This is a genomic window from Mycolicibacterium chlorophenolicum (assembly GCF_001044235.1).
GTDB lineage: Bacteria > Actinomycetota > Actinomycetes > Mycobacteriales > Mycobacteriaceae > Mycobacterium > Mycobacterium chlorophenolicum.
This window is the reverse complement of record NZ_JYNL01000069.1, coordinates 590,150-604,891: the sequence shown is the minus strand read 5'-3', so window position 1 is coordinate 604,891 and position 14,742 is coordinate 590,150. Positions and strand designations below refer to the sequence as shown.

The following is a 14,742-nucleotide window of genomic DNA, read 5'->3' as shown; positions in this document are numbered from 1 at the left end:
CCGAAACATGATCGCCGCGTGCCCGAAACGCGGAGCCGACATTCTCGGTCGGGACCCGAAGGAGTGTCGACCGTGAACCAGCTCGATCCCGCCGCCACCGCATGGCTGCTGGCCAGCACCGCCCTGGTGCTCCTGATGACGCCGGGCCTGGCGATCTTCTACGGCGGCATGGTGCGCACCACCGGCGTGCTGAACATGATCATGATGAGCTTCATCGCGATCCCGCTGGTGACGGTGACGTGGCTGCTCCTCGGGTACAGCCTCGCGTTCTCCGGCACCGGCGCCGGCGGGGTGATCGGCGATCTGGCGCACGCCGGGCTGAGCGGAATCGCCCCCGACACGCTGCACGGACAGGTGCCGGAGCTGCTGTTCGTGACGTTCCAGCTCAGTTTCGCGATCATCACCGCGGCCCTGGTCAGTGGCGCCATCGCCGACCGGGCCAAGTTCGCGGCGTGGGTGGTGTTCGTCCCGGTCTGGGTGGTCGTGGTGTATGCCGTTGTGGCGCACTGGGTGTGGGCTCCCGGGGGATGGATGTTCCGGTGGGGTGTGCTGGACTACGCCGGTGGTCTCGTGGTCGAAATCGTCTCGGGTTCCTCGGCTTTGGCGCTTGCGCTGGTGCTCGGCCCGCGGATCGGCTTCAAGAAGGACGCCATGCGTCCGCACAATCTACCGTTCGTGCTGCTCGGTGTCGGGCTGCTGTGGTTCGGCTGGTTCGGGTTCAACGCCGGGTCGGCGCTGGCGGCCAACGGCACAGCCGCGGCGATCTTCCTCAACACCCTGGTGGCCGGCTGTCTGGGCATGCTGGGCTGGCTCACGGTCGAGCAGCTGCGTGACGGGAAGCCGACGACGTTCGGCGCGGCCTCCGGTGTGGTGGCCGGGCTGGTGGCGATCACCCCGGCGTGCGGCACCGTCAACACCCTGGGCGCGGTCGTGGTCGGGTTGGCCGCAGGCGTGGTGTGCGCCTTCGCCATCGGTCTGAAATTCCGGTTCGGCTACGACGATTCGCTCGACGTCGTGGGCGTGCACTTCGTGGGTGGGGTGGTCGGCGTGCTGCTCATCGGGCTGCTGGCCACCGATGTGATGACCGGCGGCGCGAACGGGCTGTTCTACGGCGGCGGCCTGGCGCAGCTCGGCAAGCAGGTGGTGGCCGTGCTCGTGGTCGCGGCGTACGCGTTCGCGGCGTCGTTCGTCCTCGCCACGCTGATCGACCGGCTGATCGGCTTCCGGATCAGCGCCGAGGACGAGGTGTCGGGCGTCGACTTCTCCCAGCACGCTGAAACCGCTTACGCCGAGGGCGTTCACGGGCACGGCGCGCCCCCGCGGTCCGGTCTGTTCGGTTCCTCCGGGGCCACCGCACCCCGGCCGTCGTCCTCGGAGGACGCCGCCGGCTGAACGCGCCGGGCCGCCGGTCGACGTTGCTGAGAGCAACACCAGACTTTCGACGGTGCGGTAAGTTACAGTGCCTAAGAAGTTGAACCAAAGGTCAGCCTCACGGCGCGTCCGGCAGTAGGGCCGGGTGCGGGTGGGCCGGATGTTGGGAGCGGTCCCGAAATGCTGACACCGACGGGGACGGTGCTGGATTGACCGACGTGGCAACGTCTGTGGACGTGGAGACAAGCCGTGCCATGCTGCGCCACATGCTCGTGGCCCGCGGCATCGACGACGAAGCCGTCCGGCTGCAGAATCAGGGCAGGGTGGATCTGTGGTTGTCCTGCCGTGGGCAGGAAGCCGCGCAGGTCGCCTCGGCGATGGCCATCGGCGACGCGGCGACGATCTTCCCCAGTTACCGAGACCACGCCGTCGCGGTCGTCCGCGGTATCGACGGTGTGGGGCTGGTCGCGCAGTGGGCCGGGCGCACCTTCTGCGGGTGGAATCCGCGTCGGCACCGGTTCTTCCCCTACACACTGGTGGTCGCGGCGCAGACGCTGCACGCCGTCGGGTACGCGATCGGGCGCCGGCTGCAGGACCGCGCCGAGACGGTCGTCGTCTATCTCGGTGACGGAGCCACCAGCGAGGGCGACGTCTCGGAGGCGATGAACCTGGCCGCGGTCGAGTCCGCGCCGGTGCTGTTCGTGGTGCAGAACAACGGGTGGGCGATCTCCAAGCCCAGTCACGAACAGATGCTGACCTCGATCGCCACTCGCGCGCGCGGCTTCGGCATCACCTCCTGGACGGTGCCCGACGACGATCCCGATGACACCTACCTGCAGTGTCTTACCGCGAGACGGCACGTGGAGAGCACCGGCACGCCGGCGTTGATCGAGATCCAGACCACCCGCACCGCCGGGCACAGCAGCTCTGATGCCCACACCGTCTACCGCGACCGCGACGAACTCGCGGCCGCCGCGTCGCGCGATCCGGTGCTGCGCTACCGGCAGCGGCTGCACGATGCCGGCCTGGTCGACGACCCCTGGCTGGACGACGTCGCGCACGACGTCGCGGCGCAGAGCAGGGCCATGGTGGAGGCCTTCGGGCGATGACCAGCGCACGGCCCCACTGCCTGGCCGAATCACTCAACGGCGCTCTGCGCGGGCTGATGGACGACGACGCGTCGGTGGTGCTGATCGGGCAGGACATCGGCCGTCTCGGTGGGGTGTTCCGCGTGACCCGGGGCCTACAGGAACGCTTCGGCGCGGGCCGCGTGCGCGACGCGGTGCTGGCCGAATCGTCGATCGTCGGTCAGGCGATCGGAATGTCCATCGCCGGCCTCAAACCGATCTGCGAGATCCAGTTCGACGGCTTCGTCTACCTCGCGATGAACCAGATCGTCACCCAGGCGGCCAGGATGCCCGACCGCTGGAACGGGGAGCTCGATCTGCATCTGGTGGTGCGGGTTCCGGTGGGTGGCGGCATCCGCGCGGTGGAGCATCACAGCGAGTCCAACGAGGCGCTGTTCGCCCACACCCCGGGCCTGCACGTCGCGTACCCGTCGGACCCCGAGGACGCGGCCGCCATGCTCGCGTACTCCTGCCGTCTCGGCTCGCCGGTGGTCTTCTTCGAACCCAAGCGGCTGTACTGGAACCGCCGACGCGCCCAGCGTCTCGAGGAACCGGTCTCGGCGCTCGGCGCGCGCGTCGTGCGCCGCGGATCCGACATCACCGTCGCCGGATACGGGGCGGTCCTCGAGGACGTGCTCGCCGCGGCCGACGCACTGGCCGGCACCGTCGACGTCGAGGTGATCGACCTGCGCTGGATCGCACCGATGGACGTCGACGCGGTGCTGACCTCCGTCGCCCGCACCACTCGGCTGCTGGTCGTGCACGAGGCGGTCGGATTCTGCGGTGTGGGAGCCGAATTGGCGGCCACCGTCTCCGAACGCGCCTGGCATCAGCTCAGCGCGCCGGTGCGGCGGCTGGCTCCGCCGCGCGCCACCTACCCGCCCGCCGACCGCGAGAACGACCATCTGATCGGCCGGCCGGAGATCACCCACGCGATCGAGGAGATGTGCCGGTGAGCGGCGCCGAGAACACCGTCGACATCCATGTCCCCGACTTCGGGCATGGCCTCACCGATGCCCTCGTGGTCGAATGGCTGGTGTCGGTCGGCGATGTGGTCGAGCGGGGGGACGTGGTCGCCGTGCTGGAGACCGACAAGAGCAGCGTCGAGCTGATGGCCGAGCGAGCGGGCACGGTGGTCGAGATCGTCGTCGGTGCACGGTCGATCACGACATCAGGTTCGGTGTTGTACAAACTCGACGAGCGACGGTGAAAGGTCGTAGACGATGGCATCCATCGATGAACGTATGAACACGATCGTGCTCAAGATCGTGCGACGGCGATCTCCCGAGGCCGGCGTCGAGGATCTCGGCACCGCGATATGGGATCTCGACCTGGACTCCCTCGACGTCGCCGAACTCACCGAACTCCTCGAGAGGGAATTCGGCGTCGAGGCGGACCTCGAGCGGCTCGACGAATGCGTCAGCCCCGCCGACATCAAGACGTACTTCCTGGGATTGATCGACGCGCCGTGAACGCCGGCATCGTCGACATCGTCACGGAGACAAGCGGAGAACACGTCCCCAACGCGTACTTCGATGCCATCGGACTCACCGACGAGTGGATCCGCCGCCGCACGGGGGTGGGTGCGCGCTGGTGGATGGACGAATCGGAACCGCTCGACGAGGTGGCCGCCCGGGTGTGCGCCCCGCTGGTCGCCCGCCACGGGGAGGGCAGGATCTCCGCGCTGCTGGTGGTGAGCAGCTCCGCCGGTGGCGCCGTGCCCGGTATCGCGCAGCGGGTGGCGACCAAGGCCGGCCTGCCCAACGACATCCTGGCTTTCGACATGTCGGCGGCCTGCAGCGGTTTCATCTACGGGCTGATCTCGGGGCTGTCGCTGTGCGACGCCGGCGACGGCGCCGGGGTGATCGTCTGCTGCGTCGAGGCGATGTCACGGATGCTCGACAAGACCGACCGCAACACCGGACCCCTGTTCGGGGACGGCGCCGCGGCGGTGCTCCTGCAACCGCGGCCGGAGTTCCGCAAGCACCGCTGGCACGCCGGGTCGGACGGCGCCGGCGCCGACCTGATGCGTGGACAGATCGGCAAGGGCATCGTGCTCGACGGCATCCGGGTCTACCACCGCGCCGTCCGGACCATGACCGAGACCGCGAAGATCCTGCGCGAGAACGACGTCGAACCCTCGATCGTGATCGGACACCAGGCCAACTCGCGGATCCTGCAGCGGGTGCGCGACGAGGCGGACATCGGCTCGGCCGTGTTCGTGGACTGTGTCGAGAACTTCGGCAACACCTCGGCGGCCTCGATTCCGTTGGCGCTGGGCGCGTCGCTGGCCGAGGGCACGATCCCGGCGGCCGGCAGGGCGTTGCTCGTCGCCTACGGCGCGGGGGAGGCGTGGGGCGGCGTGATGGTCGACTACGACCTCACCGGCACCCCGCATGGCTGACCGGCCCCAGGTCGTCCTGATCACCGGCGCGTCCCGTGGCGTCGGCGCGGAGGTCGCCCGCCTGCTCGCCCGCCCCGGGCGGCACCTCGTCGTGAACTACCGGGAGAAGGAGCGACGTGCCGCCGAGGTCGTCGACGGTGTGCGTGCCGCGGGTGCCGACGCGACGGCGGTGCGGGCGGATCTGTGCGACGAACCCGCCGTGGCCGCGATGTTCGACGACATCGACGAGCGGCTGGGCGGGCTGGATGTCTTGATACTCAACGCGTCCGGAGGGCTGGAGCGCCACGCCGAGCCCGGCTACGCGATGCGGCTCAACCGCGACGCACAGCTCGCGGTGGCCCGCCGCGCCGTCGCGTCGATGTCGGGGAAAGGGCTCGTCGTCTTCGTCACGAGCCACCCGGCGCACTTCTTCGGTCGGATGCCGGTTCCGATCGCCGGTTACGCGCCGGTCGCCGAGAGCAAGCACGCGGGCGAACACGCGCTGCGTGCCGAACTGGCAGCCGAAGATGTTGATCTGGTGGTGGTTTCGGGGGATCTGCTGGAGGGGAGCGTCATGCTGCGTCTGCTCGAGCGCGGTGACCGCGACGGGGTCGCGGCGCGGCGGGCGGACGGGCCGTTGCCGAGCGTGGAAGAGTTCGCCGCCGCGATCGTCGCGGCGGTCGACGCGCCACCGCCGGACGGCACCACCGTCTACGTCGGCGGATCCGGCTACGTCGACTGAGGCTTCGGCCGGGACGACCGTCGCCGGGTCGGCTTCTCCTCGCGGGGAGGTTCACCTGCGCCGCGGTTGGTGAACCGGCCCAGCGTCGACACACCCGGCATCGAGGACACCGTGCGGTAGACGTCGTTGCCGGTCGCGACCAACGCTTCGAGTTGGGGGAGCAGCGCATCCATCGTGCGCAGCATCGGGTCGGCGAGCGCGAGGTAGCGCTCGGCGCGATCGATCACGGCATTGAGTCGCTGGGTTGCGGTCGCGAGATTCTCGATCAGGTCCGGCATCTCGGCCGCGAGCTGGATGGAGGCAGGCGGAATGCGCAGGGCGGTCGATGCCACCGTCTGGGCGGCATCGGCCGCTGCCTGCGCAGCCGCTCTGATCTCTTTAGGGCTGGGAACCTTCTGTGTCATGGATCAACGATGCCGCACAACCTGGCGGCACCGGGGGCTTTGGCCGAACGTGTCGGCCGGTCAGAACCAGACTTTTCGACCACCGACCGGGCGGCCCACCGCACCGAGGATCCACAGCACGACTCCGACCACCACCAGGATTGCACCGATCGTGTAGAGGATCGACAGGCTGGTGAAGTAGCCGATCAACAGGAGGATGATGCCGAGCACAATCATGATCAGTTCCGATCTTCAGATGTAGGAGCGTTCGTCTTCGGTGCAGGAATTACCCATTCCGTCAAAACCAAACCGATCAATCCAGTCGCGCGCGTAACTCGCGTTTGAGCACCTTGCCGTAGCTGTTCTTGGGCAGCTCGTCGAGATACAGGTACCGCTTGGGCCGTTTGAACCTCGCGATGCGGTCGAGCAGGAGGGCGTCCAGCTCGGCGGGCGGCGCCTGCCCGACGATGAACGCCACCACGATCTCGCCCCACTCCGGATCGGGCGCTCCGACGACGCCCGCCTCGACCACGTCCGGATGCTCGAGCAGGACCTCCTCCACCTCGCGGGGATAGATGTTGCTGCCGCCGCTGATCACCACGTCCTTCGACCGGTCTCGCAGCGTCAGGTTGCCGGCGGCGTCGAAGGAACCCATGTCGCCGGTACGCAGCCAGCCGTCGCGCAGCGTGGCCTCGGTCGCCGCGGGGTTGTTCCAGTAGCCGGCCATCACCACGTCCCCGCGGCAGACGATCTCGCCCACCTCGCCGACGGCGGCGGGTCGCCCGCCGGCGTCGAGCACGGCGACGTCGACACCTGAGCGGGCGTATCCGACCGACCCCAGCACGGCGTCCGGGGCCCACCCGTGTTCGCCGAGGTGGTCGGCCCGGCGCAGTCCGGTGATCGTCATCGGTGCCTCGCCCTGCCCGTAAAGCTGGACGAAGACCGGCCCGAAGGCGGCCATCGCCTTCTTGAGGTCCTCGACGTACATCGGGCCGCCCCCGTAGACGATCGTGCGCAGGTGGGCGGGCCGGTCCCGGCCGGTCTGCACCAACCGGGCGACCATCGTGGGCGCCAGGAACGCGCTGCAGCCGGGGTGGGTGGCGCACAGGTCGAGGAACTCAGTCGGGTCGAATGCCCCCGATGCGGGCACCACCTGCCGGGCGCCGCGCGCGACGTACGGCGCGACGTACAGCCCCGAGCCGTGGGACATCGGTGCTCCGTGGACGAGGCTGCTGTGGTCATCGGGGGAGTCGAAGTCGGCCAGGTGCGCCACCGTCATGGCCATCAGATTGCGGTGGGAGAGCATCGCGCCCTTGGACCGTCCGGTGGTGCCGCTTGTGTAGAACAGCCATGCCAGGCAGGTCGGATCGGTGTTCCGGGGTGCGGCGGCCGGCGCCGCGGTGCAGCGCGATCGGTACTGCGGCCCGTCGAGGATCTCGATCGGGACACCGGTCACGGGTGCCAGCTGCGCGGCGATCGACGGCGAGGCGAAGACCAGGGCGGCGCCGGCGTCGACGAGGATCTGCTCGATCTCGCGGGGGTGCAGCTTGGCGTTGACCGGTACCAGGACCGCTTCGGCGGCCCAGGTCGCGAACATCACCTCGATGATCTCCGGTCGGTTCTCGCTGGCCACCGCGATGCGCGCACCCGGTCCGAGGCCGTGCAGCGTCGTCGCGATCCGCAGCGCACGCTCGCGCAGCTGCGCCCAGGTGTGCACCTGCTGTTCACCGAGATGGACCGCGCCGCGGTCACCGTGCCGCGCCGCGGTCTGATCCAGCAGCGAGAACAGGTTCACGGGGAGATCCACCGCGAGTTGAGCGCCACGTCGGACAGGTACTTCGTCGAGCTCCATCCGCCGTCGACCACGATCGTCTGCCCGTTGATGAAGCTGCCACCGTCGGAGCACAGGAACGCCACGGTGGCCGCGACGTCCTCCACGCGGCCGAGCCGCTGGTGCGGTGTCATCTCGGTGTTGATCTTGCGGAACCGCTCGTCGTCGAGCCGCGCGGCGACCATGGGGGTGAGCGTGACGCCGGGAGCCACGGCGTTGCAACGGATTCCGAGCGCGCCGTACTGGCAGGCGATATGGGTGGTCAGCGCCGTCAGCCCGCCCTTGGCGGCTGAGTAGGCCCCGCCGCGCAGTCCGCCCACCACGGCGAACGTCGAGGTGATGTTGATGATCGCCGAGCCCGGCCCCATGTGCGCGATCGCGTCGCGGGCGAGCCGGAACGGTGCGCGCAGCATGACGGCCAGGAAGCGGTCCAGCGTCTCGTCATCGGTCTCGTGCAGCGGTTTCGGGCTGCCGATGCCGGCGTTGTTGATCAGGAAGTCGATGCGGCCCCACCGCTGCAGCGCGGCCCCGACGATCCGCTGCGGCGCGTCGTCGTCGGTCAGGTCGACGGCCACGGTCGCGATGCGGTCCGAGCCCACGGTGTTCTCCAACTCGGCGAGCCGGTCCGGATCCCGTCCGGTGCCCAGCACCGCCATGCCCTGCTCGGCAAGCGTTGTCGCACAGGCGAAGCCGATGCCACTGCTGGCGCCGGTGACGATGGCCACCTGCATGTCACGCCTCCTCGGTCAGCGCAGCCCTGATGCGGTGCTTGAGCACCTTGCCCGCGTCGTTTCTGGGCAGCTGCTCGACGAGCACCACCTGTTCGGGCGCCTTGAATGTCGCCACGCCGCGACCGGTCAGGAACTCGCGCAGGGTGCCGACGTCGGGGTGGGCGTGGCCCTCCGGCACGATCACCGCGCAGGCGCGTTCACCGGTCCGGCCGTCGGGCACCCCCACGACCGCGATCTCGGCGACCTGCGGGTGGGTGATGAGGAGGTCTTCGATCTCCGTGGGCGAGATGTTCTCGCCGTTGCGGATGATGACGTCCTTGCGGCGTCCCGTCACCACCAGGTAGCCGTCCTGGGTCCAGCGGCCGAGGTCACCGGTGCGGAAATAGCCTGCGTCGTCGAAGGATTCGCGGTTGTCCTCGGCGTGCAGGTATCCGGTCAGCATCTGCGGGCCGCGGGCCCGGATCTCGCCGTCGACGAGCACGACGTCGGCGATGCCGGGACGGCCGTCGGTGTCGGCGGCGCGGTCGGCGTCGTCGAGGGACCCCACGGTCGTCACCGGCACCTCCGTCGACCCGTACACCCTGCTCACCGCAGCCTTGTCGAAGTATCCAGCGGCGCGGCGGATCAGTGACGGCGGTACGGACGCGCCGCCGCAGATGAACACCTTGAGGTCGGGCAGGCGGGTGCCCGCCCGCTCTGCTGCTGCGAGGATCCCGTCGAGGAACGGGGTGGCGCCCGCCATGTGGGTGCACCGGTGTTCGAGCATCAGGGCCACGGCGGCGTCGGCGTCCCAGCGGGGCATGAGTACCGCCTGGGTGCCCAGCAGCAGCGGGCACTCGAAGGCGTAGATCGATCCGCCGATGTGGGCGACCGGGGACGGCACCAGGAAGGTGTCCCCGGGCTCGATCCGCCAGTGGGTGCCGAGCTGGGTGATCAGCGCGTGAATCGAGTCATGGCTGTGCAGAACACCTTTCGGTCGACCGGTGGTGCCGGAGGTGTAGAGGATCATCCGGGTGGCGTGCGGATGCAGCGTCGGCAGGGTGCCGGCGGCGGATTCGTCGAGCAGCTCGGGCAACGCGGTGTGCGAGCCCGGGTCGCCGCGCACCACCACGACCTCCGGCGGCGAGGCCAGCTGCGCGCTGACCCTCTCGAGCATCGCGACGTAGTCGTGCCCCGCGAAGCGATCCGGGACGAACACCGCGCGGCTGTCGCAGTCGGACAGCAGATAGGACAGCTCGTGGTCGCGCAGTGACGGCAGGATCGGATTGGCCACCATGCCCGCCAGGGTGGCGCCGAGGTAGATCACGGCCGCCTCGGGCCAGTTCGGCACCATGAACGACACCACGCTGCCCGCGGGCATGCGGCCGACGAGCGCATGCGCCAGAGCGGTTGCCTGCTGCAGCAACTCGGCACAGCTGACGGTGCGTCCCTCGCCGCGGATCAGGATGCGGTCGGGCGTGCGGCGTGCCGCGTCGCGCAGACAGTCGGCCAGCGTCGGGCTCACGGGGTGTCCCGCACCCTGCGCATCGTCATCGAGTGCCGGAACCGGGCCGACGGGTGGGTGTTGACGGTCACCTGTGCGGTCTCGCCGTCGGAGGTGGTGTAGGTGCGCTGCATCTGCAGCGCGGCCGAGCCGGCGTCGACCGCGAGTGGTCCGGCCAGGTCGGCGGACAGCACGACCGCGCAGATCTGCTGGTGCACCTCCACCACGCTGACGCCGAACAGGTCCTCGATCAACGGGAAGATGGGGCCGCCGTGGTGCTGCAGCAACCGGCCCACCGCGGCGAAGCTGCGGTTGATGTAGTACTCGGTGCGGCAGAGGGGCGCGCTGTGCTCGTCGACGCGCCGATATCCGGTCACCACAAGCCATTCCGTGCCGCTCGCCAGCCCGGCCCGGGCGGCGATCTCGTCGTCGACGGTGAGCATGGCGTTGGTCTCGATCGCGAACCGGGCGCCCTGCGCGAAGGCCAGCAGATCGTCGATCGACATCACGTCCTGGGCGTAGGAGCTGGTGCCCGGCCGGGGCACCACGAGCGTGCCCGCCCGGGGCCGCGAGGACACCAGGTTGTCCTCGCGCAATCGTCGCAGCGCCTCCCGAACGGTGTAGCGGCTCACCGCGAACCGCTCGCAGAGTTCGTGTTCGGTGGGCAGGTGTGAGCCCACCGGGAACACCCCGTCGACGATCTCCTTGCGCAGAGTGCGCGCCACCTGCAGGTAGCGGTGGTCACCGGCGGTCGCGGTCATGCGTGCATCACCGCCAGCACGCTGCCGTCGCCGTCAGCCGAGACGTAGAGCGTGCCGTCCGGCGCCGCGGCGATCCCCGCGAACGGTCCCTGGGGCCCGGAGAACGGGGGCATGCCCCGCAGCGGTTTGGGCTGGACTCCCAGGGGTGGCCCGACGGGCAGGCCTGTCGCGATCGGTGTGCGCGCCGCGGTGCCGAGATCGACCTCGACGAGCTCTTTGGCGCCGGCGTCGACGACATAGATCCGGTTGTCCCGCACCGCGATGCCCTGCGGGCGGTGCAGGCCGTCGACGACGACCTCCGTGCCGCCGGAGGTGAGCCGCACGACGCGGCCCGCCCCGGACTCGGCGACCAGCGGTGCGCCGTCGGTGTCGAACGCGATGCCGACCGGATCACGCAGACCGGTCGCGATCGTCTCGACCGCGCCGCCGTGCAGACGATGCACCCGGCCGGTGCCCAGTTCGGCGACCACGACGCCGCCGTGGGCGTCGACGGCCACACCGTAGAGCTGATCGAATCCGGTTGCCAGATAATCGGTCTCACCCGCTCCGGGCCGGTATCGGGCGACCTGCCCACCAGAGGTGGTGACGACGAACTCGTCGGCGCCGACGGCGGTGACCCCGCGCAGGAAGCCGGGGTATCCGGGGGAGAACAGCATGCCGACCGTCTCCAGCGCCCCCGAGGGGCTCACGGCGTAGAAGTAGGTGCCGTCGGCGACGTGAAGGCGGCCGCCGGCGACGGTGAGGTCGAGCGGCCAGTTCAGCCCGCCCGGCAGCACGGTCGATGGTGTTCCGTCCGGGCCGATCTCGGTGATCTCGCCGGTGAAGTTCGACACCAACAGCCGCCCGTCGACGAAGGTGAGATTGTCGAGGCCCGGCGACAGCTGCGCCAGCACGGTCGTCGCGCCGGTACGCGGATCGATGCGCAGCACCTCACCGGTGGCCACCTGCGTGGACACCAGCAAGCCCTCGGCATCGAACTTCACCGCGTCCGGCACCCCGAGGCCGGCGGCGACGCGTTGCGGCTCACCGCCCTCCGGGTCCACCCGCCAGATCTCGTTGGCGGTCATCAGCGGGTAGTACAGCAGGCCGTCCGGGCCCACCTCCATCGCGTTGGGGGACGGCAGTTCGTCGAGCAGGACCCGGGGCAGGCCACCGTCGAGGGGGAGTTCCATCAGTCGGCCGCCGTCGCGGCATTCCCCGACGAACAACCGGCCCCGGTGCACGGTGATGCCGTTGGCGCACGGCAGATCGTCGCGCAGCACCCGGGTCCGCCCGCCGGGGTCACGGGCGCTGACCCGGCCGTCCATCACCTCGGTCGCGTACAGCGTCCCGTCATCGCCGAAGGCCACGTCGTCGGGCGCGACGATGTCACCGCCCAGGGCGCTGACGGTGTGCACCGCGCCCGTGGCGACGTCGAGTGCGCTGATCTGACTGCCCGTCACCTGGGCGATGTACACGCGTCCGTCGGGCCCGGTGCGCAGGCCGTTCGCGCCGTAGAGCCGACTGGGTGCGGTGACACGCCGGACCTGCCAGCCGGGCGCCGCAGCCGTCGGCTGCGCGGGGTACCGGGCGTTCATGCGTCCGCACGTTAGCAAGCCGAAGTAGTCCAGACAATAGCGCTCGAGACACCCTTGACGAGCCATATCCGCTGCGGAATAGTGTTCTCCGATATGCAGAGTCATGTTATTTGTCCGGACAAGAGGCGGCGATGAGCGGCGTTGCGCTGCAGCTGTCGGGCCGCGTGGTGGTGGTTTCCGGCGCGGGCGGCGGCGGCATCGGCACGACGGTGACGCGGATGGCGGCCCAGGCGGGCGCCACCGTGGTCGCGGTGAGCCGCTCGCGGACCAACCTCGACGAGCACGTCGTCCCGCTCGCGGACGCCGGGCTGGCGGTCCTGCCCGTCGTCGCCGACGCCTCGACCGACGACGGCATCGCGACGGTGCTCGACCATGCCCGCCGTGCGGACGGCACGCTCTACGGACTGGTCAACGTGGCCGGCGGTGCCGCCCCGGCCACGTGGATGCCGTCGCTGCGCGTCACCCGGGAGGACTGGCGCGCCCTGTTCACTGCGAACCTGGAGACGGCGTTCTTCATGAGCCAGGCCGTCAGCCGGGAACTGCGCAGCCAGGGAGCGGCCGGCTCGATCGTCTCGGTGTCCTCGATCAGCGGCATGAACACCGCGCCGTTCCACATCGCCTACGGCACCGCCAAGGCCGCGGTCGCGGCGATGACCCGCACGATGGCCGTCGAGCTCGCCGCCGACGGGATCCGGGTCAACGCCGTCGCACCCGGCGTCACCCGCACCGCGGCCTCGGCCACCTACGTCGACGACGATCCCGAACGGGATCGCACCGCGATCGCCATGGGGCGCCGGGGAACACCCGAGGAACAGGCCGGCGCGATCCTCTTCCTGCTGTCGGACCTGTCGAGCTACATCACCGGTCAGACCCTGCTCGTCGACGGCGGACTGAACCTGAAGTGGACCCACCTGGGCGCGGACAACACCTCGCTGTTCCTCAAAGACGAGTCCTTCCGAGACACCATCAGGAGCATGTGATGACCGACGTGGACGCCGCCGAGGAGCTGTCCGAACCGATGACCATCGGGGTCGAGGCCTACACCTCCGAGGAGTATGCCCGCGCCGAGCGGGATCGCCTGTGGCGCAAGGTGTGGCTGCAGGTGGGCCGCGTCGAGGAACTGCCCGAGGTGGGCAGCTACCTGACCTACGACATCCTCGACGACTCGATCATCGTCGTGCGCACGGGTCCCGGGGCGTCATGCTCGTCCTTCTCTGCCCACCACAACGTCTGCATGCACCGCGGCAGGCGGCTGATCGACACCCCCGAGGGCGCCAAGAATGCAGTCGGGCGGGCACGCAAGTCGTTCGTGTGCGGCTTCCACGGTTGGACCTACGGTCTCGACGGCGCCTGCACCCACATTCGCGAGCAGGACGACTGGCAGGGCAAGCTCACCGCGCGCAACACCCATCTCGCGCCCGTCCGCGTGGACACCTGGGGCGGTTGGCTGTTCGTCAGCATGGATCCCGACTGCGAACCGCTGGCCGACTACCTGTTCCCGGCCGCCAAGATCCTCGACCCGTTCGGCCTGGAGAACATGCGCTACAAGTGGCGCCGGTGGCTGGCCTTCGACTGCAACTGGAAGGTCGCGCTGGAAGCGTTCAACGAGACCTATCACGTGTTCACCACCCATCCGGAGTTCAACAGGTTCGGTGAGTTCAAGGGCTGGGCGAAAGCGCAGGGGCGGCACAGCAACATCGGCTACGACGCACCAAAGGGCATGGACGAGACCAAGTCCAAGATCCGCCTCGGCACCGGCGACCCGCGCATCTCGACCGCCGAGATGCAGATCTACACCATGGAGGAGACCAACGCGACCACCACGCAGACGCTGGTGAACGCCGCCAAACGACTGGTCGAGGAGCTGCCCGAGGGCACGCCCGCCGACAAGGTCCTGGAGCACTGGCTCACCTCCGCCCGCCGCGACGACGAGGCCCGCGGCGTCATCTGGCCGACGATCCCGGCCGACATCCTCGGCCAGAGCGGCACGGCGTGGCAGCTGTTTCCGAACTTCCAGATCGGCCAGGGTCTGACCAGCGCCCTGTGCTACAGCGCCCGGCCGGATCCGGGCTACAACCCGAACCGGTGCCTTTTCGAGGTCGCGGTGTTCGAGCTCTACCCGAAAGGGCAGGAACCCGAGACGGAATGGGTGTACACGCCCAAGGATTCACCGGACTGGCGGTCGGTATTGCCCCAGGACTTCTCGAACATGGCCGCGGTGCAGCAGGGCATGAAGTCCGCCGGCTTCCCCGGCACGCTGCCCAATCCCTACCGCGAGCGCAGCACCGTCAACCTGCACCACCAGCTGGCCAAGTACATGGGTACCGGAGCGCCCCGCACCCTGTGATTTCGG

The 14,742-nt window shown here is 69.5% G+C and carries 16 protein-coding genes; 9 read left to right on the top strand and 7 right to left on the bottom strand.

Annotation, left to right across the window (positions count from 1 at the left end):
- The first annotated feature begins 72 nt into the window (after window positions 1-72).
- From MCHLDSM_RS32840 to MCHLDSM_RS32810, 7 genes are all read left to right on the top strand, one after another.
- Window positions 73-1,392: an ammonium transporter gene (locus MCHLDSM_RS32840; protein ID WP_048474182.1), complete on the top strand. Its 1,320-nt coding sequence runs from the start codon at window positions 73-75 to the stop codon at window positions 1,390-1,392.
- Window positions 1,393-1,607: 215 nt separating this feature from the next.
- Window positions 1,608-2,480 carry a thiamine pyrophosphate-dependent dehydrogenase E1 component subunit alpha gene (locus tag MCHLDSM_RS32835; RefSeq protein ID WP_201780412.1) on the top strand — a complete coding sequence of 291 codons (873 nt, stop codon included), beginning with the start codon at window positions 1,608-1,610 and terminating at the stop codon, window positions 2,478-2,480.
- Entirely contained in the window at window positions 2,477-3,454 is a 978-nt protein-coding gene (locus MCHLDSM_RS32830) for an alpha-ketoacid dehydrogenase subunit beta (RefSeq protein WP_048473865.1), read from the top strand. Before MCHLDSM_RS32835 ends, MCHLDSM_RS32830 begins: the two co-directional genes overlap by 4 nt.
- Complete coding sequence (locus MCHLDSM_RS32825; RefSeq protein ID WP_048419747.1) at window positions 3,451-3,708, top strand: biotin/lipoyl-containing protein; 258 nt, start codon at window positions 3,451-3,453, stop codon at window positions 3,706-3,708. The genes MCHLDSM_RS32830 and MCHLDSM_RS32825 overlap by 4 nt, the downstream gene beginning before the upstream one ends.
- A gap of 13 nt (window positions 3,709-3,721) precedes the next feature.
- Complete coding sequence (locus MCHLDSM_RS32820; protein WP_048473864.1) at window positions 3,722-3,970, top strand: acyl carrier protein; 249 nt, start codon at window positions 3,722-3,724, stop codon at window positions 3,968-3,970.
- On the top strand, window positions 3,967-4,902 hold the full coding sequence (locus MCHLDSM_RS32815) for a 3-oxoacyl-[acyl-carrier-protein] synthase III C-terminal domain-containing protein (protein WP_048473863.1): 936 nt from the start codon (window positions 3,967-3,969) through the stop codon (window positions 4,900-4,902). The genes MCHLDSM_RS32820 and MCHLDSM_RS32815 overlap by 4 nt, the downstream gene beginning before the upstream one ends.
- The gene (locus tag MCHLDSM_RS32810; protein ID WP_048473862.1) at window positions 4,895-5,623 is read left to right on the top strand and encodes an SDR family oxidoreductase; all 729 of its coding nucleotides are present in this window, start codon (window positions 4,895-4,897) and stop codon (window positions 5,621-5,623) included. Before MCHLDSM_RS32815 ends, MCHLDSM_RS32810 begins: the two co-directional genes overlap by 8 nt.
- On the opposite strand, the gene MCHLDSM_RS32805 is transcribed toward MCHLDSM_RS32810, so the two are convergent.
- The 7 genes from MCHLDSM_RS32805 to MCHLDSM_RS32780 form a co-directional block, all read right to left on the bottom strand.
- Entirely contained in the window at window positions 5,611-6,027 is a 417-nt protein-coding gene (locus MCHLDSM_RS32805; protein ID WP_048473861.1) for a hypothetical protein, read from the bottom strand. The genes MCHLDSM_RS32810 and MCHLDSM_RS32805 overlap by 13 nt on opposite strands.
- A gap of 60 nt (window positions 6,028-6,087) precedes the next feature.
- Window positions 6,088-6,243 carry a hypothetical protein gene (locus MCHLDSM_RS37500; protein WP_006241027.1) on the bottom strand — a complete coding sequence of 52 codons (156 nt, stop codon included), beginning with the start codon at window positions 6,241-6,243 and terminating at the stop codon, window positions 6,088-6,090.
- Window positions 6,244-6,319: 76 nt separating this feature from the next.
- Window positions 6,320-7,801 (bottom strand): AMP-binding protein, encoded by a 1,482-nt coding sequence (locus MCHLDSM_RS32800; RefSeq protein ID WP_048474180.1) that lies wholly within the window; start codon window positions 7,799-7,801, stop codon window positions 6,320-6,322.
- The gene (locus tag MCHLDSM_RS32795) at window positions 7,798-8,568 is read right to left on the bottom strand and encodes an SDR family NAD(P)-dependent oxidoreductase (protein ID WP_048473860.1); all 771 of its coding nucleotides are present in this window, start codon (window positions 8,566-8,568) and stop codon (window positions 7,798-7,800) included. The genes MCHLDSM_RS32800 and MCHLDSM_RS32795 overlap by 4 nt, the downstream gene beginning before the upstream one ends.
- Window position 8,569: 1 nt before the next feature.
- A complete protein-coding gene (locus tag MCHLDSM_RS32790; protein ID WP_048473859.1) occupies window positions 8,570-10,072 on the bottom strand; it encodes an AMP-binding protein in 1,503 nt (500 codons plus the stop codon).
- Entirely contained in the window at window positions 10,069-10,812 is a 744-nt protein-coding gene (locus MCHLDSM_RS32785; RefSeq protein ID WP_048473858.1) for a GntR family transcriptional regulator, read from the bottom strand. The genes MCHLDSM_RS32790 and MCHLDSM_RS32785 overlap by 4 nt, the downstream gene beginning before the upstream one ends.
- The gene (locus MCHLDSM_RS32780) at window positions 10,809-12,389 is read right to left on the bottom strand and encodes an SMP-30/gluconolactonase/LRE family protein (RefSeq protein ID WP_048473857.1); all 1,581 of its coding nucleotides are present in this window, start codon (window positions 12,387-12,389) and stop codon (window positions 10,809-10,811) included. Before MCHLDSM_RS32780 ends, MCHLDSM_RS32785 begins: the two co-directional genes overlap by 4 nt.
- A gap of 131 nt (window positions 12,390-12,520) precedes the next feature.
- Between MCHLDSM_RS32780 and MCHLDSM_RS32775 the strand changes: the two genes are divergently transcribed.
- Together MCHLDSM_RS32775 and MCHLDSM_RS32770 are read left to right on the top strand one after the other, a co-directional pair.
- On the top strand, window positions 12,521-13,369 hold the full coding sequence (locus MCHLDSM_RS32775; protein WP_048473856.1) for an SDR family NAD(P)-dependent oxidoreductase: 849 nt from the start codon (window positions 12,521-12,523) through the stop codon (window positions 13,367-13,369).
- Complete coding sequence (locus MCHLDSM_RS32770) at window positions 13,369-14,736, top strand: aromatic ring-hydroxylating oxygenase subunit alpha (protein ID WP_048473855.1); 1,368 nt, start codon at window positions 13,369-13,371, stop codon at window positions 14,734-14,736. Before MCHLDSM_RS32775 ends, MCHLDSM_RS32770 begins: the two co-directional genes overlap by 1 nt.
- The last annotated feature ends 6 nt before the right edge of the window (window positions 14,737-14,742 follow it).